Raw genomic sequence first — 24,365 nt, forward strand, 5'->3', positions numbered from 1 at the left:
TCTGTCCTACATTTTTGCATATTTGTTAAATTTTTTCTTTTTTATCTTTTTTTGTAACATCTCCATCAGACAACAGACCACAATGATAAAAAACAATCGGATGAAGAAGATCAGTGAGGTAGATCCATATATCCCTAATCTCATAAATTGGCTGCATTCATCCCAGCGGAACAAAGCCTCTTCCACACAATGAACAGGAATAATCCACAGACTTCTTCTACCTATCCACATCAGCCATTCAATCAGCTTCCATTCCGGATTTACCAATTGTAAGTAAATATAAATAAATACAAAAGAACCGCAAATCCCTCCGATACACTCTAAAATCCCCAACCGGTATTCATTATTCAGGGAATCCAATTGTCCGAATAAATAGGTAAATAAGGCCAATAATGCGATTCCCGCCTTCCAATACCAGTTTATTTTCACAAACAAAATATTGCTTTTTTTCATTTCATATCCAACATACAACAACACGATTGCAATACTCGTCTGTACGGGATAGAAGGGAATATTGACAAATACATTCTTACCAAGGTGACCAGAGAAAAAATACCACAGGAAAAATAAGAAAGGTATCCCATATATAATTGCTTTTTGAACTTTTCTGCTATCCAACTTTCCAATCAAATCCAGCAGCAGGCTGGCGTTCATTAAAACCACAAAAAACCATAAAGCAGAAGGGAAAGGAATTTTATATCCGCTGAGATAAGTCTTGTTTGTTGCGCCGAAGAGCCCTCCGATCAAAAGCTGCCATACTTGTACATTCCATTTTTCTCCGATAAAAAGGTTATGTATTATGCATGCCACAGCCATAGTCAAAAGAGTAAAAAAATATATTTTCAAATAATTAAAGTAATGTCTTTTAATTTCCCCTTTACTTTTTTCAGGTCTCATCAGATAACCATTGATCATAAAAAAAGTAAACAGGACAATTCCCCTTCCTTTGGTGAGCACCCGAAATGGTATGGGATACACATCACCATAAGCGCAAAGAGTTGCGCCTTCCGCAATAGAATGAGTAAGGATTACCACTAAAACCATCAATCCCTTAAGCGCCGACCACATTCCAATTACATTTTTATTGATCCTCTCCCTCATCGAAAGCCCCTTCCTCCTTTATGTAACAACTCTTTCAGAAATATATCCTTTCTCAGTATCAATAACAGGCTATATACCCCTACGCCTGATACTCCCAGTATGAAAAGTGATATCAAATTTACTTCCAGAAAACATTCTGCCGCCCAAAGTACCAGACTCATTCCTAAGGTCGGAGGCAGATAGTTAAAAAAAGCTTCCTTAAGAGCCCCCTTTTCAAAGGTCGGCCGAATATAGTGCAGCATCATAATTTCGATACATATCTCAGAAAACACAGAAGCTGCTGCAACACCTTTTGCCTCAAACCGGGTGATGAATAAACCGTTGCATATCAAATTGATTACAGCCCCTGCCGTCACCGCAATCGTGTATTGTTTCTGTCGCTTCATGGCAATTAGCAGCGTTCCCGCAATCTGTCCGATCCCCTGTGTAACAAAGATAAAACTGAGGATACGCAGTAAAGGAATACATTCTCTGTATCCTCTGCCAAAAAAAACGGGGATCAAATATTTAGAAATCAGAATTGTTCCTGCGGTCATCGGTAAATTAAGCATAAAGCCAAAAGAAACCACTTTTCGGTAATATGAGTTCGCAAGTTCCACTTTATTTTCAGATAATAAGACAGTCATTCTCGGCATGAGTACAGAGGTCAGAGAAAATAAGAGCGATGATTCAAGATTTATAATCTTCTGTGTCTGTGCATAATATCCTACCTGCGTTGTATTGATCATTGCCCCTAACATTGTCTGATCCAATACTGTATAGATTTGAATACTCAACACAGGAACAAATAATTCAAGAGATCCCTTTAAATGCCGCAGTGGATGAAGTTCTTTTCTCCGTATTCTGCATAAATACTTTTTTATAAAGGGCCACATAGTCATATTCCCCAGCAATGCGGAGAAGCATAAAATGAAGGCATATATCCATAAATCATCCCTTGACTTTACAAGCGTCAAAATTAAAATCACGCTTATCAGCTTCACTGTAGAGTTTCGGATTACTGTAACCTTAAAATCTTCCATCCCCTGAAAAAACCAACTGATATCAAAGGCCCAGGATAATACTGTACACAACTGTATTATATACAAAACCCTATAAGTCCCTGCCAAAAATAAAAACACACAATAAGCAGCAAAAACAATTCCCACCATAAATAATCGCAAAAACAAAATTTCATAAAAAGTCCTGCTTCGCTCTTCCCTCGCTTTTTGATAACAAGCCACCTCTCTTTGTGCATACGTAACCGTCCCTAATGCTGCCACTATGCCAAAATAGGAGACCATTGCACTCGTATAGGCATAATCTCCCAGTTTTTCCGGTCCCAATACTCTTGTCACATAAGGAGTTGTAACCAACGGTACAAGGATAGCCAGCAACTGATAGGACAGATTATATGCATAATTTCTTTTCAGACTTTTTTCTTTATCCATAATGCTCACCCGGCGGATCACTCAATCTTCGGTTTTCCCTTTCCATCATGCTGTTTCTTTCTGTTTCTCTTTTTCGAAGCTGAAAAGAAAGAAGAATCACCGCAAAAGAATTGTTGATAAAACTCTGCATAGCCGTCATATCCGTTGTGTATGTAATTGCCATATAAACAATCAGGCCAAATGCGATAGCTTCTCCTGCCACCCCCATTCTCTTTTTTGCAGAGGAGATCTGCACATGACAACGCAAACAACACCAAATTAAAAAACCCGCCATCCCCAGCTCAATGTATTCTCTAAGATAATCATTGTGTGTATGGTATACCAAATCTGTTGTCTGTGAACTCCAGACATTCATCTGTGCTTCTACCCATCCCAAGCCATTCCCCAGGAAAGATGGCGAGAACTTATAATATGGCCGGTACATCCTGTAGATATCAGCCCTGGCACTGGTATTGATTCCTATTTGCTCCAAATAATCATACAAACCATAAAAAACAGCTCCTACATATGCCAATGCTGATACAAGGAATAATATCCCTGCCACTCTCAGTAAAAAACGGGATACATGAGGAAAACGCTTCAGCCCGTTCCAGATCAGGCCAACCACAATTGCAGCCAATACAGCCGCAACGGCAATTCTTTTTAACCCCAGTAAAAAACAGAGAATTGAGAGCATAAATAAAGGCCATCTTTTGGATATGTTTTTATTTTCTATACCAAAATATACTAAATAACAGCCCAATGCATAGGTAATGGCATGAAGTTCCATTTTCTTCATTAGTTCGCCGGTTTCACCGGCAAATGTAACCAAAAGCGTCCAAAATTCTCCAAGAAAGTTACCCGGTCCCCCACTCATTACAACAATAATTGCTGTAATGGAATTTGCAATAATCAAAGATGCCAAATACCACCAGACCGCATTCTCTCCGGTAATATAAACCAAAGCTGCCATCATGCAAATTCCTGATGCTAAATAAGCCGTTGTCATAATTCCTTTTCTGATTTCCACCAGGCCGGCCCCTCTGATTATCCATAACATAAGCGACCATACAAAAGGGAAAATGACTGGCAGTAACACAATACCAAGTTGTTTTACAACAATTTCCATACGGGCAAAATTCGGTGCAATTAAAAACGCGCAAAGAGCTGCCAGGACTATTATTACAGCAATCGGCAAATAAAAATAAAAATCAAATCCGCCAACCGAAAACATTTCATCTCCGCTGTAGTTATATACACATGCCAGTATACAGACAACAATGGCCAAAATATGATACCCTGCTTTTTTCTCCATTTTTACCTCAATCGGAAATTCCTGCCTCGTAACCTTCCCGCTGCTTCATCGCTGAGCTTATCAGATCTCTGATCTGATAAATCTCCTCTTTAGAAGAAACAGCAAAACCAACGGTATATTTAAACACGATTTTCTTTTCCTTCATATTTTCATTTAATAAAATATGTAAATTATTAATCAGGGACTTCAGTTCTTCGTAATTGCCGTTTTGAACAAATATCATAAATTGTCCGCTGCCATTGTATCCCAGAAAAACATTTTCCTTGAATAATGATCTAAGGCAGCTCGAAAGGTATGCTAAAATTTCATCGCCTCCCGTCCTTCCCAGTTGATGGTTAATATCATTCTGGTTTAACGTCTGAAGAATCAGACAGCTGAAATTTGCAGGCAATATTTTTTCTTTATATTTATTAATATATCTGTCACAGGCAACCCGGTTGGATATCTGAAACTGATGATCTGTAAAAGCAACATATTCAATCATATCACCAACTCTTCCAAGAATAATGGCCCCGAGGCATCCAAGTCCCAAGAACAAAACAGCCCCAATAGCTGTATATAACAGAATGTTTATCCCCTCAGTTATATGATTACTTGAGATTACCTTAATATATTCGGCACCCAGATATTCATTATATTCTGAGTCTGTTGCATTCGTAACAGAATACAAAGCATTCATTCGGTTTATGATATCCTTGATTTTTTCTTCTACGTATTTTATATCCTGCTGACTGCAGGGAACCGTTCCCTCCGTATAAATTTTCTCTGCGTTGTCTCCATCAATTGCTTCGGCATTTTCCGTGATATCCATATCCGAATCGGAAGCATTATCTGTTTCATCATCGCCTTCTTTCTCTGGCCTGGCTATCCTCTGTGCGATTTCCGTTTGATATCTGATTACCGCTTCTGTATTTCCGGTAAAACAATCAATTACATATTGACTGTATTCTTCATCTATTGCTGAATTATTATACACATCGGAAATATCAATCCAGTTTTGAAGAAGCTGCTCATACTCTGTTGTCTGATCATAAGCTACATATTCATCGTCTTCATTTTTATAATTCGGGCTTTCTACTTCCCCCAAAACATTATTTTTTTTGGTTGTATCTCCATCTGCACCAATGACCTGTGATTGCGCTGTATTATCAGACTTCCTCAGTTTTTCAACATAAGCCTCCAGAATTCCCTCTACTTCTCCGACGCGTGCCTGGTTTTGTTCCTGCAAAAGCTTGTTTGACTGTACCCGTTCTTTATACTTGCCTACTAAAGCGTCTGTATCTTTTGTTACGCGATGCTTAAGTATATATGAATACAGGGATGAGACTTCCGTATTTTGAAGTATAGAAAATTCATTTACCAGTTCATTGAAAGAATAACCGGTACCAGATGAATAAAACAAAGGAGAAGCTTTTGCCCGGCTGTCCAGACTATTTACTGTATCCTTTAATGCAGCGTCTATTAATTCTATCTGCTCAATATAGTCATAACTGCCTTGATTTACAGATGATGTGCTGTTCACTACAGAAGAGGTATTAATAAACTGTTTGGAGAATTGGGTAAAGTAGCCGTCCATTATCTCATCAAGTACCGCCCTGGCCATATCGGCGCCATTGCTGCTATCTGCCTTATAGGAAATGGCATACTTTGTAGACTGCAGATCAGAAGTCTCTCCTTCCTTGTTCTTTGCTTCATTCACCGCATCCACAGCTTCATCTGCGATTTGTTGAACTTTTATCTCTGCCCGTATACTGTCAATAGGATATTTCCCCTGATCTAATCCGAGATTATCCAAAGCCTGGCTGATTACACTCGATGAATATATACCTGTCGTATCCAGCTCAGTCCCATCCGGAGCAAGTCCATTTTCGGCATCCCCATAGACATAATCAATTATCGTGGTTGCTGTATAAGTCTGTAATGAGCGCAAAACCATATACATTCCCAGGGTTAAAAAAACAAACAATGCTATTATTAGAAAAGTATATTTTTTCAGATACTGAATTGGCCGAAATTTATTCATTTCTTTTTATCCTTTCTTTTGGACATATCATGGCCTAACTGCCTCATTGCTTCTTCAACATATGTAATGCAGAAAAACAGCAGTCCCAACGTCAATCCCAAGATATATTGGGTCTTTGGCGCTTCCACTGGTTCTGCGATAGACACGTATCCATTAGAAGAAGTATCAATATAGTCCTGCACTGTGCTTTTGGTAAGCTCAGCCAAATCCAATATTTGTTTTTTCAAAGATTCTATCATTTCTTCAGCTTTGAGATATGTATCACTGGTTGCCGTACTTTCCTGAAGACGTTCCAGCCAATATCTTTCTTTCAGCATCATTGACAGAGTATCTGCCGCATTGCTGCTGAAGGAATCTGCATCCGCTGAAAAATGATCTATCCCTATTTTGGTTTTGGACATATAAAAGGTGTTATCCGTATCATAAGTCGGTATATACACCACTGTTGCCATATCATTATCATATTTACTTATAGCATTAAGGCGTACATGATAAGCCGAAATATCCCGTTTATAATTGTTGGTATTATGAGTATACTCATATCTCAGACGGCTCATATACGCCTTCCTGTCAGTCGACAAACCATTGGAAAGAATATAAGAACTGAGGCTCTCCAAACCTGTATTGTTAATATCCCAGGCCTTGCTGTTAATCGAAAAAAAGCTCTCTCCCGTTTTTGCTGACAGAAAAGCGGGATCCTTCTCATAATAAGAATTAGAATAATTGCATATTATCTGTATTGCATTCGACAAATAGCTTTCCAGTTCAGGATAATCATAAGTTTTAATATCATCAAAAGGAATATCCAGAATGCTGTAATTAGCAGTGTATTTATTTATAAACCAATCTCTGTATGCATATGCTACCGAATGAACCACTTCTTTTCCTGAGAGATTGCCAACATTTTTATTATTCTTAAATTTCAGTATAAACTGGGTGGAAACAAGCTCATTCAAATCCTTATCGCTTCCAGCCGGTTCAATATCCAGAGCATTTTCCAGTTCCGCAACAGTAATTCCACTGAATCCACCATAGCTGATTGCATTTTCAAGCACTTCATCCGACAGAATATCGCTCATATTATACCTGCTGCCGTTAGGATTTAATCCGTTAGATGCTTCCTTATAAGTCAATGCTATATTTAACGAAGCACTCTGTTGATTACTTTCTGCAGCAACTATGGTAGAAAAGAAAAGGAAAAGAAGCGTAAATACTACGATCCATCCTTTTTTTACTACCCTTCCAGGCTTTAATGCATTCATTAACTCTATCCGCATATATTTCTTCCGTTTTTTCAAAAACAGAAAAAGTAATCGGATACACATAATGACAAAAATAAGAAAAACCATCATTTTCCCAGCCGTTAACAGATAATAATTCATATCATCACGCTCCCCATTTCGCAAAATATTTCTTTTTCATTGCAACATAATCCGTTTTCTAGTCAATATCAATTACAACAAGTTCTGGTGTATTATTGACTCTCGGAAGTAAATTGCTGTTGCCCAGGCCTCTGCTGATAACCACATTTCCCTGTGCATTCGGGATTAGCCCCGAATCATATCCAGTAAACCAATTCCAATAGCCTCCCCCTGATGTAAACATCCCTCCCAGGCCAGGCACACGTATAATCCCACCATGTTTGTGCCCACACAGCAGTAAATCATAGCGTAACTCCTCCTGGTAACAAATCCCGGCATACGGAATCAATGGCCTGTGAGCAATGATAATCTTTAAATTATCTGAATTTGTTGTCAGGAAATTTTCTATCATATGAGCCGAATATGGAAAATATCCGCCGCTTAAATTATCAACTCCAGCTATATCCACTTGTTGATCCCGGATTTTTAAACCTGCTGTATTATTATTTAGTATGACAACACCGGCTTCTTTCAATGCCTCAGGCAACCTGGCGTCTACCATAGAAATTTTATCATAATCCAGGGTCCCATCTTCTTCCGTACCTGATATAGCCGCCTGTTCATCCAGGAAATCAGCCAACATGTCTGTTCCATATACCATTTCATTCTCATGGTTACCGAAACTATAGTACACAGGTGCAATTTCAACCAGCTGCCGGCACAATGATACCGCCACTGAAATATCCTGTTCCCCCGCCAAAACCATATCTCCTGCGATCGCGATCACATCAGGTTTTAAATCCTTAATTCTCTTAACTAAATCCTTATTATCCTTTCCAAAAGTCCAGTTATGTAAATCGGCCAATTCAATTACCCTTATTTTATCCGCCACTTTTTCAGAAGATAGCTGGTAAAAGCTAACTTCAAACCGATATCTTCCTATTACGTATAAAACAGTATAAATAAGCAGAAATAATGCGAAAATAACTGCAATCCACTTTACTGACTTAATAAATTTTGGAGAGACTGTTATTTTACGCTTATTTCGTTTTTCTTTACTTTTCATACCATTCACCTCATATGCTGCCATCGTTATCTTCTCTCAGCTGCCAGTCTCTTCCATAAAAACAACAATTTTCAGTCCCGATATTTAAAAATTAATCTTATTATCTGCATGTCATCTATAAAATATCTTTTAAAGAGCCTTCCAGGTTCCTGCAAAAAACGATAAAACCATTCCAGACCGTATCTGCTCATCCAGGAAGGGCACCGTTTTATATTACCTGCTAAAAAATCAATTGCTGCCCCAGCACAGACAGAAACTGGAATCTGGTATTTTTCCTGGTTTTCGTATACATATTTTTCCTGCTTGGGGCATCCCAGGCACACCACCAAAATATCTGAGTTGCTCTCCCGAATAATCTGATTCATTTTCGCAATCTCATCTGGTTTTTTTTCAAATCCAAAGGGCGGGGCATAGGTCCCGGTTATTTCCAGCCCCTTATATTTATCGGCCAGCCGCATAGCCGCTTTCGCCGCAACTCCTTCCCGTCCACCCACAAAAAAAAGTCTCAAATGTTCTTTTGCCGCCTGTTCACATAAAAGTGGAAGGAAATCTGAACCGGATACCTTTTCTTTCAATGTTCTGCCTTTCAGTTTTGATATCCAGACTATCGGCATACCATCGGCTAAAACATATTCCGCCTCCTCTGAGATTTGTCGCAAATAATCGTCTTTCTCCATTTTCATGATGACGTCAACATTCACAAAAATAAGATTGGCACGCTCCCTTCGTTTTGCATGCTCTATCACTGCAGACAACAGTTCAGCTTTATCCATATTCGAAAACTTTGTATTCAATAAAGATGTTTTTCCTTGTAATATCTCATTTCCTTTCTGCATATTCCGCCTCTTTATCTTCTAAAAAATTCTTCTTCCAGCATCTGGCACCAACAATGATAAACTGGCTGCTGCAGTTCCTGAACTTCATAAGTCTGGGTCGCTGGTATCTTTACACAAAAATCCACTATTTCAGCTACTTTTCCTCCCGACTGCCCTGTGAAACCAATTGCTTTCATTCCCAATGCCCTGGCTGTGACAGCTGCAAACAGTATATTTTCAGAATTGCCCGAAGTCGTTATGCCAAGAAATAAATCTCCTTTTCTCCCATAAGCGTATACCTGTTGTGCAAAACACAGCCTGCCATCCACATCATTTGCAAATGCCGTATTTAATGCGGCATGGCTATCCAATGCAATTGCCGGCAAAGCGCCCTGTAACTTAGATGCAAGAATACTGCCTCGTTGAAAATCAGTTTCGAGCATCTTTTTTTTCTCTTCTTTTGACAATTCTCTTTTCAGCAAAAAGCTTTTCATCAGTTCAGCAACCATATGCTGTGCATCACAGGCACTCCCTCCATTTCCGGCAATTAATATTTTGTTACCCCGCTTATAACATTCTTCCATCAAGAGAAATGCTGTTAAAATTTGCCCGCTGATACAATCCAGAAGTGGATATCTTTTAACCAAACAACCGATTCGTCCCCCGTCATCTTTTTCCAACGATATATTTCCTCCTTGGGCAATCTTCTATTTTTCCTCAACCTTCCCATCACATAAGAAATGAGCAAACGCTTTTAAGTCTCTGAAATTTTTTTCCCCTCCCTCGCATCCACATATACCGGCAGTATGGCACCCTGCTTTTCTCCCCGCCGCCATATCATTATTTCCATCCCCAACCATCCAGGAATTTTTTAACTCAATATGATAATCCGCAGCGGCTTTTTGAAGCATTCCCGGTTCAGGCTTCCGACATTTACATTGTATCTTGTATTCAGGCCGTTCCCCTTCAAATCCGCTCTCCGGATGATGCGGGCAAAAATATATCGCATCCAGGTAAGCTCCTGCCCGGCCTAACAGAGTTTCCATTTTATTATGGATTAGTTCCAACTCTAACAGGCTTACTTCACCTCTCGCTATCACAGGCTGGTTGGTTACTACAATTACCAAAAATCCTTTTTGATGCAGCTTTATAATCGCTTCTGCTACTCCGTCCAGTAACTCGAACTGGTCTGGATTTGTTAAAAAACCAACATATTTATTTATTGTCCCATCCCGATCAAGAAAAACAGCCCTCTGCCAATGTGTCAGACTCTTCCTGGCAACAAGTCCTGAATTAATATCTGCTTCCACCTCACTACGTCTTTCCGGCGTTCCCATATCTTTAACATATTCAGGCGAATCATAGGCAAACAAGCACCTGTCTTTTACCATTGGCTTTAAAATATCTCTGTCAAAATCCAATTTCAGAGGATGGTTCAGCATCCCCTTACGCTGTAAATAATGAAACAGCTCTGCCGATATCATATGTAACCCTGCATTAACCCGATTCCGATACCAGCCTCTCTCACCCTCCGGGCTGTTCCACTCAATAACGCAGTTCTGTTCGTCTGTTACAACAATACTGCTATCCCACGGGTGCTGATTAGGATGCGTATATATAGTAACCAATCCTCCGTTTCTGTGATGCGCTTCCTGAAATCGTAATAAATTGATATCAAAGACAATATCTCCATTAATTAGCAAAAAATCTTCATCTATTAAATCTTTCAAAAAGAACAGGCTTCCCGCCGTGCCCAACGGTTCATCTTCAATTACATATCGGATATTAACATTCTCTTTTCCGTTTTCTCCGCAACAATAGCTTCCACCGGTCCCAAAATAATTCTCTATTATTTTGTGTAAATATCCGGTTACAAGAATAATTTCCGTCACTCCCTGCTTCTGCAGCATTTCAATCTGACGTACCAGAACTGGTTTTCCCCCTACCTGCAGCATTGGTTTTGGGACCTCTGCATTCACAGAAGCTATTCTTGTTCCTTTTCCACCTGCCATAATAACCACTATCATTTTTACTCCTCTCTGCACGCTTGGGCACTCATGTAACTAAAGTCACATACAATTCAGGGAGGTTGAAGGTCTTTTTCTTTCAACTTTTTTATTAATGCTGCTTATCCTTGATGTTTATAAACAGCCTGGTTTTTGTCATGTTTATTTATTTGCGCGGTTAATTTAAGTAATTTTGGGGTATTATCAATCCATTTTTCCTGAAAATCATCATACCGAACATCATCAGAAATTTCCCTTTTTGTACCCGTCGGCACATATGTTTCCGGTTCATAATAGATGACTTTTGCACCTTCTTCATCAAATTTAAAGGGAACATACAGAAGATCATTCAACGCATATCTGATTGAAGCCTGCCTGTCCAATTCTGCATACAAAAGGATAAATCCACCCCCGCCTGCCCCCAGCAGTTTTCCTCCCAGAGCGCCGGCCGCTTTTGCCTTGTGATAAATCAGATCGGTAGCATCTGTGGAAATTTCTTCATTAAGCCCTCTTTTCAGTTTCCAGTTGTAATCAAGTAAACGGCCAAAATCATTTAAATCTTTGTTTTTATCGGTCAAAATTTTCTCTGCCTCTTCTACCAGCTGTTTCATTTCCAGTAGTTCCTTTTCCTTATTCTTTATCTGGGCGCGAGTCCGGACTGAAATTTCAAAGGAATAACGCGAAAAGCCTGTAAAAAACAGCATAAGATGAGAATTCAGTTTTCTTTTTCGAATCGGATAAATTACTTCCGGCTTTACTATATAGCCAAAATCACCAAATTCAATTTTGTTCATTCCACCATAGGCTGTAGCGATCTGATCCTGGATTCCTCCTACTTCTTTGCATTGCACTCTCTCTAAGTAAATTGCCTCGTCAGCTAATTGCTTTTTACTCATATATTGCCCTTTTATGGAATGAAAGGCATTAAGCATCCCTACCGCAAAAGCACTGCTGGTTCCCATTCCCGATCTGGCCGGTATATCAGACTCATAAGACAGGCGTATTTCATGCATGTCAAGCATTTTCAATGCTTCCCGTATCAAAGGATGTTTCACTTCACTGACATGATTCACACGCTCAATCTCCGAATAGCACAATTCTGATGCATAATCAAAAAAACGTGGAAGATGCCTCACATTAACATAACAGTATTTATCAATTGCCGTGGATAATACGGCACCTCCATGCTCTTTATAGAATTCTGCGAAATCTGTGCCTCCGCCAAAAAAAGATATTCGAAAAGGTGTCCTCGTTATAATCATAATTAATTATTCCCCCCTTTATTTTATGGAAATAAACTCTCGAAAAACGCAGCGCTTCGCGCCCTTGATTAAAAAGGCATATTCTTCCCTTTCCCCGGCTCCGCTTCAAGACATGATTCCCTCGGGTTTCTTTATAACTGGTACTCCATGAAACAATTCCTGCCGGAAGCAAACATGGACAAGCTTCTGCCGGCAGGACGAAATTCAAATGCCCTAAATCAGTTTCGCTGGCGGAATCCCTTCCTGCATCTGTGAAAGGCCATGCATCTGCTCCATTCTGGATAATGTCTACTTGTCAATGTTCATCCGATGATGAATCCTGGTCGGCAGCCTCAAGATTCCGAGAGCCTATTGTCTATTATAGCTAAGCAATAACATATTTTATGAAGCAAGGGTAACATATGCCCATGTAAAAAACAATTATTGGTGTATAAACGGTTAATAATGTGCGCAATCGGTATCCCCTCCCCTGAATCCGGCATGTTATAATATTATCATTGCCCCTCTCCCCGTCATTGCTGAAGGAATCCCGCGTCCGGATACACTATCTGAATTCCGGGGAATTTTTCTCACTACCAGCCCTGACTTTGCTATAAAAAACTATAAAGTACATGCCTATCAGCACCCGCTGATTCTATTAAACAAAAAAAGACCGTGTTCTCCATTATAGAACACAGTCATCAATCATTACCTATATTTACACTGTACACATAAATCAACTTTATTTGTGTGTCATGTTCTTACATTTCTACTTTTTCAACTCAAGCCACTACATGCACAGCTTGATCCCATACTCCATTTAACTGCACGGACTACGCCATTGCGCACGGAACAAAAAAGCTTATGTTCATATCCAACAGCTTCCTGAAGCCCGCCCTGCATATTTACAGGAAATGCTGGTTTCAGGAAACTGCACTGGATAAAAGCTATTTGGGGCTGGAGCAGGCAGATATTGCGTTTGGGTATCTTGTACCGGGTGGCAGGGCTTAACGCTCCCGTCTACTCTCCAGCCTGGATATTCTTGGGCTTCAGGGCCACTTCCTCTGAAAATGGTAAATTCGAGGAATCTCTTTCCGACGTAATTATCTGCATATCTTCAGTAATTGGCCATTGTATTCCCAATCGTTCATCGTTCCATAATATACCGCTTTCATCCTCAGGATGGTAAAAATCCGACAGCTTATAGGAAAACTCGGCGACGTCGGATAAAACCAAAAAGCCGGCATCCTTTTACGAATGCCGGCCTTTGATTATGTAAAGCTCTGTCATTATTCAACAGCTCAGCGCATTTACAGCGCCGGCCATTGTCCATTTATCTTCAGTCTTCCCAGAGAAGCTTAGCAGCCGCTTCCGCAGATGCAAAAGGCCCGGGAATGGATGCAACGCCCCTGTGTTCTCCCAGATAATCCGTATCGAACAGGATGGAGGTGCCGTCCGGATTTTCGAAGCGCTGTTCCGGCTCAAAAGCACAGCCAAGCAGATCGCTGTCGATAAGTCCTACTTTGAAAGCTTTCATCACGTCATACACATTTGTCTTAAGATAATACTTTCCGTCCTCTTCCACCAGCTCAACGGATACCTGATTCTGATCATCCACCAGATTATCCTTCTCATTTTTCCAGGCTTTGGCTCCGTTGAAATAAGCGTTGCCGTTTACCCATACGGGAAGGTGTGAGAAATGGTACTTTGCCAGCGCACCCATATCAGCGGGCTTATCCATTTCAAACCAGCCAATCCATTCATCATAAGTAGGGTAATCGTCAAATACATGCGTTCCCACTTCCCGGTTATCGGAGGTTTTAAAGCCCATATCTTCTTTTTCCTCTGCCGCTGTAGCAGGCCAGTTCTGGATGAAGATATTGTTGTACATACGGTCGTCTCCGTGAAGGATCGACATAAAGCCGGCCACTTCGGTACGGTGACGGATGTGGTAAGGGGTATAACGGGGCTGGTTGATACCGTTTACGGTATTGTCCGTTCCGCCGCCTACCGCCGTAAATGCGCCCAGAATCAGATTATGTACACAAGCCACGCCTTCGGTTGCAATCCGCAGCGCCGCTTTGGAAAGCAGCACATTGTTGTCAATCAATGTGGGGCCGTGACCCACTTCAACGAAAATATCCTGGCTCATCATAGCGCCCTGCGCCATGGGAGTGCCTTCCGGCGCATGGTTGTCATGAAGCAGGTTCTGTGTGATCCGAGTGCCCTGCGCCTGCCAGTCACACCAGATTCCCATAGTGGAATGATGGATATGGTTGCGGCGGAACACAACATCGATGGCTGCATGGAATTTGATACCGGAAATCTCTGCGCCGCCCAGCTGCTGCATATTATTGATATGATGAATGTGGTTGTCCTCAATGAGGCTGAACACGCATCCCATACGTCCTACAATACCTGCCTGTTCGCAATGGTGGATATGGCAGCGTCTTACGATATGGCTGCCCACCTTTTCCTTCAGCCAGCCATGATACTGTCCGCGGCAGACCGCATCCCTCTCCATCTGGGTCGGGCTTTTCACATGTTTGTTGGTAAAATAATGATCATTTTCCGGATCGTAATATTTTCCCAGTGAAATACCGCAGCATTTACTGTTGCTGATTTCACAGTCTTCAATAATCCATCCCTTTGACCAGTGGGGGCCTACCATACCGTCCTGATAAGCGGCGGGCGGCGCCCAGGTAGTTGCAGCCTTGTTTACATTAAAGCCGCTGAAGGTGATATAATCCACTCCGGTTTTGGAGGGCATAAAGCAGTTGCGGCGCACATTGATATCCACATTTTCCTCGTTGGGGTTATGTCCCTGGAAATTGGCATAAATCACTGTGGTATTGCCTTCCTGCTCGGTATACCATTTATAAATGGAGAAATCATGATCCCAGGAAGGGGGATATACCTCACCCTTGATGCATTCCTCAAGAGTCTGGGTTTCATACAGCTGGCGGTCATTTAAGTATACGGCGCCGGTATGTCTTATGACAGGAGCGAAATACCAGTCCCCTCCCACAAAAGTGGTGTAAGGGTTATAGCTTCCGAATACACCGTTATCAATGCGGCAGACCCATACATTTCCCTGATAAGGTTCCCAGGAATCCACCGGTTCCGCACCGGTAATGACCGCCCCCAGAGGCTGCTCGCTGCGATAGGTAATTCTGGCATCCTCCGTTCCTCCATTCACCGGATCCACATATTCCCGGTAAATGCCCGGCGCAACTAAAACCTCATCCCCGGGCGCGGCAACCTTCGCTGCCTCGTTAATACGCCTGAAAGGCCTTTCCTTGCTGCCGTCGCCCTCTCTAGCCGCGGCTGCGTTCACATAATAAATCATACTTGATCTCCTTTCCTGTCGTGCGTTTTCTGTTTTTGTAACTGCCTGCTCCTTTCACAGCTGCACCAGTTACTTTTGCCTTTATAAAAACCGCCTGACTTTTCTTGCTAATCTTATAAAGCCATTATATAATCATTATATTAACCTGGAAATGTCGTATCCAGAAGGAATCAGTGTTTTTTTGTGTCCAAATCAGACTATCTTTGGAAGCCGGAAGGGGAATATAATGAAAAAAATCAAACCATTCAGAGATACGGGCGGAAAATTATCTCAGGAGGGCTTTCTGAAAAAACTGGGGATCCCAAAAACCTTTCTTACCTTTCATAACCTGGGCAGCTATACCTCGGAATTTGTGGAAATCGGAATGCCCTATATGATCATACATGAGTCAACCGACCATAAACGCGGCGAGCTGAATTCCCTGGAGTTTACGGAAAGCAATAAGAATTATTTTTTCTCCTCCACAAGCAGGCTGGATCTTGCCGGAACCCGTACTCTCCATTCCCACGATTTTTATGAACTGACCATCGTACTGGAGGGCGAGCTTCATCTGCAGATTGAAAATGAAACTGTAACCTACCATGCGGGTGAGTGCTGCCTGTGCAATAAAAATATACGCCACAAGGAGCTGCATGACAGTGAATTTGAAATCATTCTTTTCATGTTTCAGGAGGAATATATCAAATCCGTGCTGGAACAGGATCTGCTTTATGATGAGGAAGGAAGAAGCTGTACCAATCATACTTTTTTCCACCATCTTTTTGCGGAAAACCAGAAGCTTTCCTTTTACAGTGCAAAGGAGTATATCGACTTCAGAAGGAAAAAGAGCTTTGACCCCGATGATTTTTACAGGCTGATCAATGCCATCGTACTGGAACTGAGCGAAAGCCGTTCCGGCAGAAATTATATGGTGAGAGGATATTTCTGCCGTTTCATCGCCATGCTGGGAGACGAGGAAAATTACCTGATTCAGACCCATCAGACCAGGATTTCCAAGGAAGAAAGGCTCTTCTACCAGGTATCCTGGCTGCTGCAGAACAGAAAGGGCAGGATCAGCCGCGGGGAACTGGAAAAGGAACTAAACTATAACAGCGACTATATCAACCGGGTAATAAAAAAGTATACCGGCCAGACCCTGTCGGATTACAGCCGCGCCTTTCTGCTGAAGGAGGCGGCGGAGCTTTTGAAAAACACGGACAAAAGAGTAGGCGAAATCTGCGAGGAGCTGGGTTATACGAACAGGAGCCATTTCAACAGGCTGTTCATTGAACGCTATGGCATGACGCCCGCGGAATACCGGGCGCTGGAGCCGGACGCGTTTTAATTGGAAGAAACGGGGCTTCTTTTAGAAGCCCCGACAAATCTCTTCATTATCTATCCTTTCACCGCCCCCGCCATCATTCCTTTGACCAGCTTATCCTGGAAAATAATAAAAAGGATAATCATGGGCAGCACGGACAATACCAGCACGGAAAGAATGATCGGGATATCCAGGGAATGCTCTCCTTTAAACTGTCCAAGAGCCAGGGGAAGCGTTTCATGGGGCAGGAAGATGCCCCCCTGGGCAAGTATATCGAACTGTTTTCGGAAGGAGTTCATAATCATGAATATGAACGGAACCAGCGTTACAACCAGCCAGGCCCAGGCGAAAAAATGGCAATTTCCCAGGCAATCCGGGATTTCAGCTTTTTCCCCCTGTAATCAACCTCTTTTTGCTTAACCATTTCAATAGTGCTCCTTTACCACAAAGATCTTCTGGAACAGCAGCACAATTGAAGTAATCAGGAGAAACAGCTCTGCCGCGACACAGGGACAGTAGCCCATGTTGAACTGCTGGAAGGGCAGCTTATACATATAGGTTGCCATCAGCTTTATTCCTCCGGCCGGCCCGCCACCGGTCATATTCCAGATCTTTTCTTTTAGCCATATGCCCAAAACAGTCATAAAAGGATCAGGAAGATAACTTCCGAAAACCGGAAAAGAATTAATTCACGTGAATTATTGATTATATCAAGCAAACCATGTCGTGTTTTACATTCACTCTATATATCGAATAAATATTAATTTTATATTGTTTTTCTGCTATAAGTGGAATATGATGATGTTAACAAGATTTGAGAGAGGTGCTCATGATGATTAAGCGTGAACAATACATGCGCCGACTCCGCCCCTTTATCGGAAATGATCCGATTAAAGTTCTTACTGGTATCCGTGGAAGCGGTAAATCAGTTATGCTGGATTTGATTAAGGAAGAACTGATTTCATCCGGCATAAGCGATGCGCAGTTCATTACATTTAATTTTGAAGCAATGAAAAACTCCCATCTTTGCACGGCGGAAGCATTATATCGGGAAATTATTCAGCAGACAGCTGAAATTAATGGAAAGGTTTATCTTTTCTTTGATGAAATCCAGGAGGTAGTGAACTGGGAAAGATGCATCAATTCCTTCCGTGTGGAATTAGATTGTGATATTTACATCACCGGTTCTAATGCTAAACTTCTTTCCGGGGAACTGGCTACCTATCTTGCCGGCAGATATATTGAATTCATCATCTATCCTTTTTCTTTCGGGGAATTCCGGGAGCTTTACACCTCCGTATTTCCTGCTGCCAATCCGGCGCAAGCCTTCCGCGAATATCTTACTGCTGGCGGCATGCCCTACCTTGCCAATCTTCGCTATGCCCGGGAGCCATGCCGCCAATATCTGGAAGCGCTCTACGATTCTGTTGTTTTAAAGGATATCGTGAAGCGTAATAATGTACGTGATGTGGATCTGCTGGAACGGATTATCGCTTACATCACGGCAAATGTGGGGACTCCTTTTTCTGCAACCTCCATCACAAAGTTTTTTAAAAGTGAAGGCCGTACCGTATCCTCTGAAACCGTGCTCAACTATATCAGGTACTGTTTGGACGCTTACCTGTTCTATCGGGTAAAACGACAGGATTTACAGGGCAAACAGATACTTACGACAAACGAAAAATACTATATTGCAGACCATGGTATCCGTGAAGCCGTGTTCGGAGGCAATATGCGGGATATCAACCTGATTCTTGAAAATATTGTTTTCATGGAACTGCTGCGTCGGGAATATACCGTCACCGTAGGTAAATCTGCGGAAAGGGAAATTGATTTTATCTGTGAAAAACAGAATCAGAAGCTGTATATTCAGGTAACTTATCTTCTGGCCTCAGAAGATACCATTCACCGGGAATTTGGTGTCTACGATACTATCCGCGACAATTTCCCCAAATATGTGGTTTCCATGGATGAAATCGATATGAGCCGCAATGGCATCAAGCATCGGAATATCCGCGAATTCCTGTTATCTGAAAAATGGGAATAATTAATTATTGCATTTTCATTCATCCTGCGTTCTGAAATAATCTGCAATCTCCCGCATCCGGCCGCTTTGATCCACGCCAAAGGGACAGCGGTTATTGCAGTGAGCGCAGGATATGCAGGCATCCGCCCGGAGCTTTAATTCATAGTAATGTCCGGCCGCCATGGTATCTCCATTTCTTGCAAGGTCATAAAATTTGTTGACGGTTCCGATATCAATTCCCACAGGGCAGGGCCTGCAGTGGTTGCAGTAGACACATTTTCCCACCGCGTCCGCCGGCTTGAAGGAACCGATCACCGAATAATCCCTCTCTTCTCCGGAGGCCTCAAAAAACTGCAGCAGCTGTTCCGCCTGGGCCGCGGAATTCATCCCCGGCAGCACGGTAAGAACTCCGGGGCGGTCCAGGGCATACTGTAAGCACTGGTATACCGTCAAGGCTTTGCCAAAGGGTGAAATGGAAGCATCCAGCAGCTGTCCGCCGGAAAAGGGTTTCATTACCGAGATACCGATTCCTTCCGCCTCGCAGCGGCGGTACACGGCCGCGCGTTCATCCACTGTACCGTTGGCATAATCTCCTTTTTGATAATCATATCCCGGATTTATGGAAAACATCAGCATATCCACAGGAGCTTCATCCAGCACACGCCGGATCGCCGCCGGCGTATGAGAGGACAGACCGATATGCTTCACCACACCCTCATTTTTCATCTGCATCAGATAATCAAAAGCTTCGTTTCTGCAATACTCCTCCCAATCTGATATTTCATCCAGGCAATGGATAAAACCATAATCTATGTAATCTGTTTTCAGCTGGCTAAGCTGCCAGTCTATGCTGCGCCGGATAGTTTCACCGTCCGTTGTCCAGCCATAAGCACCGGTTTCATAATTCGCGCCAAAATGCACCTGATACATCACACTTTTACGCACATCCCCAAGCGCTGTGCAAAAGTACGGAAAGGTCCTGCTCTCTGCAGTGGCAAGATCATAATAGTTTACGCCGCCCTCATAGGCTCTCCGGATGGCTTCCACTGCGTCTTTTTCACCGGCCTGTGCAATATAAGAGGTTCCAAACCCCAGCATGCTGATTTTGTCTTTAGTCCGTTTATTTATTCTATATTCCATCATTCGTTCCCTCCATATAAAAATCTTGTTAGCATCCGGGGGATTCCGGCGCTGTTTCCTGATGTTATTATATAATCCATTTTTGTAAATAGCCAATACCTTATGGCTATGACATGAAATTACCGATCAGAATATCTGTTGACAAGGTATGCAGAAAAACTTATTATCCTTCCAAGATCGGCTGGTTCGTCTGGATTTCACCTGTCCGGAACCTGATTCTTTCCAATATAATTGTTCTTTGTACCGCTGCCGGGGCATCGATTCCCATGCGGTGATGGATATTCTGAACCGGCATAACGGCCACTGGATGCTGTTTACCCAGGCAAACCAAAAAACAAAATACACCTTTCCATGCAAATAAAGCTGCCGCTTTACGATTCTAACCGTTAAAGCGACAGCCTTTTTTCATTCATTAAATCATTACAGGAAAGCCGTATATTTCCTCCGGGATTACCCCTTAACCGCCCCAATCATAACACCCTTCACGAAATACTTCTGCACAAACGGGTAAATACACAGCACCGGTACAGTTGTCAGTATGATGGTGGCATATTTAATCGCTTCCGCAAACTGGTTCACCTGATCGTTTTCCGCCGCGGCCGAATTGAGGACATTGGAGTTGGCAATTAATATAGCCCTCATGATATTCTGGATCGGAAGCTTGTTGTTATCCTGCAGATAAATAGAAGCATTAAACCAGGAGTTCCAGTGGCCCACGCCATAGTAGAGCAGCAGCACCGCCATGGTAGGCTTGATCAGCGGCGCGACGATGCGGAACAGGATAGTGAGATCGTTTGCCCCGTCAATATACGCCGATTCCATCAGGGAATCCGGCATGGCCTCGATTGCCGTTTTGCATATAATCGAATTATAGACGCTTACCGCACCGGGCAGGATCAGCGCAAAAAGGGAATTGTACAATCCGAGGCTGCGTATATTCAGATAGGACGGGATCATGCCTCCCGAAAAAAACATGGTAAACAAAATTAAAAACTGGATTACCGGCTTGAACATCATTTTCTTTGACGCCATAAAATATCCGGTAAACAGTGTGAGAAGTATATTGATCGGCAGGGATACGCACAGCACGATCAGGATATTTTTATATCCTGACAGCAGCAGGGGATGCGTCAGCGCCAGCTTATACGCCCCCAGCGTGAACTCATGCGGCCAGAGTATCATCCCCGGATGGGACACCAGGTACGTATTGGATGTAAAGGAAGCGCACAGGACATACCAGATGGGATACAGCGTCACAATGCACAGCAGTATCAGAATAGCTGCGTTTACCCCTGAAAAAATCCTGTCCCCGCGGGATTCTATACGCTTCTGTCGTTGAGAATAGCTTTTCTTCATGTCGTTGTTTCCTCCCTGTCAGAACAGGCTGGATTCCGTGGATTTCTTGCTGATTGCATTCGTTATCAGCAGAAAAACCACATTGACCAGCGTATTGAACAGCCCGATGGCGGTTGATTTTGAATACATAGGCGTACCGCTGGTGGGAAATGACAAACGGTACGTATATGTGGAAATCACATCCGCCACATCATAGGTAGACGCATTGTACAGCAGCAGGATTTTTTCATAGCCTACGTTCAGGATATTGCCCATGCGCAGGATAAAAAGGATCATAATGGTGGGAAGCAGGCCGGGCAGCGTGATATGCAGCATCTGCTTGAACCGGTTGGCCCCGTCCACGCGCGCCGCCTCATACTGCTCCTGATCTATCGCGGACAGCGCCGCCAGGTAAATAATGGAATCCCAGCCTATTTTCTGCCAGATATCCGACACCACATAGATAATCCTGAAGTAGGACGGGTTCACCAGATAGTTCTCCGCCGTTCCTCCGAAATAGCCCGCTATCTGTCCGAATAGCCCGTCCTGCATACAGAAGATTTTTACCATGGCGCACAGGACAACCATGGAAATAAAATAAGGCATATATGTAATTGTCTGCACCGTCTTCTTAAACGTCCGGTTGCGCACTTCATTTATGAGAAGCGCCAGAAGAATCGGCGCGGGGAAGCTGAAGATGATCGTCAGCCCGCTGAGCAGGAATGTATTCTTGATAACACGCGGGAAATAAGGATCCGTGACGAAATTGACAAACCATTTGTACCAGGGATTTGCCCAGGATGAGCCCTGGATCCCCCTTGTGATTTTGTAGTCCTTAAAAGCAATGATCAGGCCGTACATCGGTTTATAACAAAACAGCGCCAGATAAACAAGGACCGGGATGATCATCACATATTTCCATTTGTTCATGTTCCAGTCCCTGGTCAGCCTTTTTTTGAGAGTTCCGGCGCCGCCCTTTGCAGCATCTGCCTTCATATCTGTTCTCCTTTCAGCGTTTATAGCCGGACAGCAGCGAAAGGCATACGCCTTTCGCTGCTGCCGGTTGCTTCCAAGCTTTTTTACCGCTTATTGTTAACGCTCTTTGTACCGGTCATAGCAGGCCTGACGGATTTCAAGTACGCGGGACAAATTGTAGGTTTCCAGATCTGACAGATATTTTTCCCATACGGCATCATCATTGATGTCCTTGGAGCCTGTGAGGAATTCGGCAAAGCTTTCTTCCACAAAGGTGGGGATATTCTGCGCTATCTCATCCAGCTTGTCTGCCTCTGCAGTGGTAAAGGTAACGCCTATCGGCCATTTCCATCCGCTGGTGACAGCCCGATTCTTTTCTTCATCATCCGGATATACGTAAAACCATGTGTTATTGGCTTCAATCGCCGCTTCACTGTTCTTTAAATACAGCAGGTTGGTTGCCTGGATCCCGGGAGCGCCCCAGGTAAGGCCATTATATTTTGTCATCGGATCGGTATCCTTGTCATCCGTCACAAGGTTTGTAAAGGCCGGAACACCCTGGTCGTCATACTCCCAGGATACGCCCTGCGTGCCGTAATTCCAGTACAGGGAACCTTCCTCCGTGTATGCATAGTTCAGCATCTGAAGGCAAAGCTTCATCGTCTCCTCGTCCGCCGATTTGGTAATGACAGTCGTCTGCGTGCCAATACCGGGGCCGCCGAATATGGAAGAGATCTCACCGTTATCCGACTTGGGATAAGGGATGCCGATCCATACCGCTTCCTTGCCGTCCGCCTCACGCTCCGTATTCCAGATATTCATCTGGCCCATGGAGGTGATTGAGATGCCGCATTTATCATTGTGAATCTTATCCTTGATAGTTGTGTCGTCCTCCGTCATGATATCCTGATCGATCAGGCCGTCTTTCCACAGCTTGTTCTGCCAGCTCACGTAATCACGCCACTCCGGCTGCGCCTGGCCGAGGCCGACCTTACCGTCCTTCACATACCAGCCGTTCCCGGCATCCGCGTTCCCATATGCGCCAAACGCGCCTGCAACGCCCTCCGCCTTATATCTGACTGAAAATGAGGAATTAAAGGTAGCGCCGTATTTTTCATTGAATACGCGGATTACATTTTCAAACTCGGAAATAGTTTCCGGTATTTCCAGGCCGCATTCATCCAGCCAGTCCTTTCGCACTACGGGTCCCTGGTAGCTGTCGTTCCAGCCGCCGTCCTCCCGGAAGAAGCCAAAGGCATAATACCGGCCGTCGTCCGTCTTCATTGCCCTGTCATAGGCAGGGTTGCTTTGCAGCCATGCATAATAATCCGGCGCATACTGCCTGATATAATCCGTCAAATCCCATATGATTTCATCCTCTATGTACTGGTTGGCGTTGTTCATCCAGTAAACGCCCATAATATCCGGCAGGTTAGCAGGATCTGCCAGCAGGGTGGTTGTAAAAGTTGTCCCGTCGGAGCCGGTGGTAGGGAACAGCCAGTCGATTGACACTCCCAGCTTCTCAGCCAGCCCGATATGGAACGGTGATTCCGATGCATCCTTGAACTTCTCATGAGGCAGTATATTATCCTGCGCATACCAAAGAACCTTAATATCGCTGTTTAACGGATAAGAAATGCTTCCCGCCTCCGCAGCAGGCGCCTCTCCTTCCCCATCCTCAGCAGGCTTCGCTGCCGTTTCCGTCTGCGGCGCGTTTGCTGCTTCCTCCGCGCCGCTTCCGCAGCCTGCCAGAGACAGCATCATAACCGCCGACATTCCTAATGCCAGGATTGATGTGATTTTTCCTCTTTTCATGTAACCCTCTCCTTGTTCAGTTTGTTTTATTAATTCAACAGAATGGCAAAATTCCGGATATTTCCATTTTTCCTGCCTGTCCTGTTAA

The 24,365-nt window shown here is 43.2% G+C and carries 20 protein-coding genes; 2 read left to right on the forward strand and 18 right to left on the reverse strand.

The genetic code is table 11. The annotated features are described in order from the left end of the window. Positions 1-6: 6 nt before the first annotated feature. The 12 genes from HMPREF1548_RS04950 to HMPREF1548_RS05005 all read right to left on the reverse strand — a co-directional run bounded on the left by HMPREF1548_RS04950 (position 7) and on the right by HMPREF1548_RS05005 (position 15,686). Positions 7-1,101, reverse strand: coding sequence for an acyltransferase family protein (locus HMPREF1548_RS04950; RefSeq protein ID WP_021634712.1), 1,095 nt, complete (start codon positions 1,099-1,101; stop codon positions 7-9). Further along, complete coding sequence (locus HMPREF1548_RS04955) at positions 1,098-2,531, reverse strand: flippase (RefSeq protein ID WP_021634713.1); 1,434 nt, start codon at positions 2,529-2,531, stop codon at positions 1,098-1,100. The genes HMPREF1548_RS04950 and HMPREF1548_RS04955 overlap by 4 nt, the downstream gene beginning before the upstream one ends. After that, positions 2,524-3,825, reverse strand: a complete 1,302-nt coding sequence (locus HMPREF1548_RS04960) for an O-antigen ligase family protein (protein ID WP_021634714.1) — start codon at positions 3,823-3,825, stop codon at positions 2,524-2,526. The genes HMPREF1548_RS04955 and HMPREF1548_RS04960 overlap by 8 nt, the downstream gene beginning before the upstream one ends. Before the next feature lie 7 nt (positions 3,826-3,832). After that, entirely contained in the window at positions 3,833-5,848 is a 2,016-nt protein-coding gene (locus HMPREF1548_RS04965; RefSeq protein WP_021634715.1) for a GGDEF domain-containing protein, read from the reverse strand. Continuing rightward, a complete protein-coding gene (locus tag HMPREF1548_RS04970; RefSeq protein WP_021634716.1) occupies positions 5,845-7,230 on the reverse strand; it encodes a preprotein translocase subunit YajC in 1,386 nt (461 codons plus the stop codon). The genes HMPREF1548_RS04965 and HMPREF1548_RS04970 overlap by 4 nt, the downstream gene beginning before the upstream one ends. A gap of 58 nt (positions 7,231-7,288) precedes the next feature. After that, positions 7,289-8,275 (reverse strand): metallophosphoesterase, encoded by a 987-nt coding sequence (locus HMPREF1548_RS04975; RefSeq protein ID WP_181970053.1) that lies wholly within the window; start codon positions 8,273-8,275, stop codon positions 7,289-7,291. A gap of 71 nt (positions 8,276-8,346) precedes the next feature. Then, positions 8,347-9,069, reverse strand: a complete 723-nt coding sequence (locus HMPREF1548_RS04980) for a WecB/TagA/CpsF family glycosyltransferase (protein WP_286137814.1) — start codon at positions 9,067-9,069, stop codon at positions 8,347-8,349. Between the two features lie 53 nt (positions 9,070-9,122). Beyond that, entirely contained in the window at positions 9,123-9,770 is a 648-nt protein-coding gene (locus HMPREF1548_RS04985; RefSeq protein WP_035321098.1) for a D-sedoheptulose-7-phosphate isomerase, read from the reverse strand. Between the two features lie 27 nt (positions 9,771-9,797). Then, positions 9,798-11,117, reverse strand: a complete 1,320-nt coding sequence (locus HMPREF1548_RS04990) for an HAD-IIIA family hydrolase (protein WP_021634720.1) — start codon at positions 11,115-11,117, stop codon at positions 9,798-9,800. Between the two features lie 101 nt (positions 11,118-11,218). After that, positions 11,219-12,358 (reverse strand): GHMP family kinase ATP-binding protein, encoded by a 1,140-nt coding sequence (locus HMPREF1548_RS04995; protein WP_021634721.1) that lies wholly within the window; start codon positions 12,356-12,358, stop codon positions 11,219-11,221. A gap of 999 nt (positions 12,359-13,357) precedes the next feature. Further along, positions 13,358-13,573 (reverse strand): dTDP-4-dehydrorhamnose 3,5-epimerase family protein, encoded by a 216-nt coding sequence (locus HMPREF1548_RS05000; protein ID WP_021634723.1) that lies wholly within the window; start codon positions 13,571-13,573, stop codon positions 13,358-13,360. Positions 13,574-13,676: 103 nt separating this feature from the next. Continuing rightward, positions 13,677-15,686 (reverse strand): right-handed parallel beta-helix repeat-containing protein, encoded by a 2,010-nt coding sequence (locus tag HMPREF1548_RS05005; protein WP_021634724.1) that lies wholly within the window; start codon positions 15,684-15,686, stop codon positions 13,677-13,679. A 226-nt stretch (positions 15,687-15,912) separates the two neighbouring features. On the opposite strand from HMPREF1548_RS05005, the gene HMPREF1548_RS05010 reads away from it, so the two are divergent. Continuing rightward, positions 15,913-17,010, forward strand: a complete 1,098-nt coding sequence (locus HMPREF1548_RS05010) for a helix-turn-helix domain-containing protein (RefSeq protein ID WP_035321099.1) — start codon at positions 15,913-15,915, stop codon at positions 17,008-17,010. Between the two features lie 50 nt (positions 17,011-17,060). On the opposite strand, the gene HMPREF1548_RS05015 is transcribed toward HMPREF1548_RS05010, so the two are convergent. Both HMPREF1548_RS05015 and HMPREF1548_RS28805 read right to left on the reverse strand, forming a co-directional pair. Continuing rightward, positions 17,061-17,291, reverse strand: coding sequence for a hypothetical protein (locus tag HMPREF1548_RS05015; protein ID WP_021634728.1), 231 nt, complete (start codon positions 17,289-17,291; stop codon positions 17,061-17,063). Between the two features lie 120 nt (positions 17,292-17,411). After that, complete coding sequence (locus HMPREF1548_RS28805; RefSeq protein ID WP_181970052.1) at positions 17,412-17,552, reverse strand: hypothetical protein; 141 nt, start codon at positions 17,550-17,552, stop codon at positions 17,412-17,414. Positions 17,553-17,815: 263 nt separating this feature from the next. Between HMPREF1548_RS28805 and HMPREF1548_RS05020 the strand changes: the two genes are divergently transcribed. Beyond that, positions 17,816-19,033, forward strand: coding sequence for an ATP-binding protein (locus HMPREF1548_RS05020; protein WP_021634730.1), 1,218 nt, complete (start codon positions 17,816-17,818; stop codon positions 19,031-19,033). 15 nt (positions 19,034-19,048) lie between these two features. On the opposite strand, the gene HMPREF1548_RS05025 is transcribed toward HMPREF1548_RS05020, so the two are convergent. From HMPREF1548_RS05025 to HMPREF1548_RS05045, 4 genes are all read right to left on the reverse strand, one after another. Next, a complete protein-coding gene (locus HMPREF1548_RS05025) occupies positions 19,049-20,155 on the reverse strand; it encodes an aldo/keto reductase (protein ID WP_276945827.1) in 1,107 nt (368 codons plus the stop codon). A 447-nt stretch (positions 20,156-20,602) separates the two neighbouring features. Beyond that, positions 20,603-21,508, reverse strand: coding sequence for a carbohydrate ABC transporter permease (locus HMPREF1548_RS05035; protein ID WP_021634733.1), 906 nt, complete (start codon positions 21,506-21,508; stop codon positions 20,603-20,605). Between the two features lie 18 nt (positions 21,509-21,526). After that, positions 21,527-22,483, reverse strand: coding sequence for an ABC transporter permease (locus tag HMPREF1548_RS05040; RefSeq protein WP_021634734.1), 957 nt, complete (start codon positions 22,481-22,483; stop codon positions 21,527-21,529). A 96-nt stretch (positions 22,484-22,579) separates the two neighbouring features. Then, positions 22,580-24,277 (reverse strand): type 2 periplasmic-binding domain-containing protein, encoded by a 1,698-nt coding sequence (locus tag HMPREF1548_RS05045; RefSeq protein WP_021634735.1) that lies wholly within the window; start codon positions 24,275-24,277, stop codon positions 22,580-22,582. Positions 24,278-24,365: the final 88 nt, after the last annotated feature.

This window comes from Clostridium sp. KLE 1755 (assembly GCF_000466465.2).
Lineage (GTDB): Bacteria > Bacillota > Clostridia > Lachnospirales > Lachnospiraceae > Eisenbergiella > Eisenbergiella porci.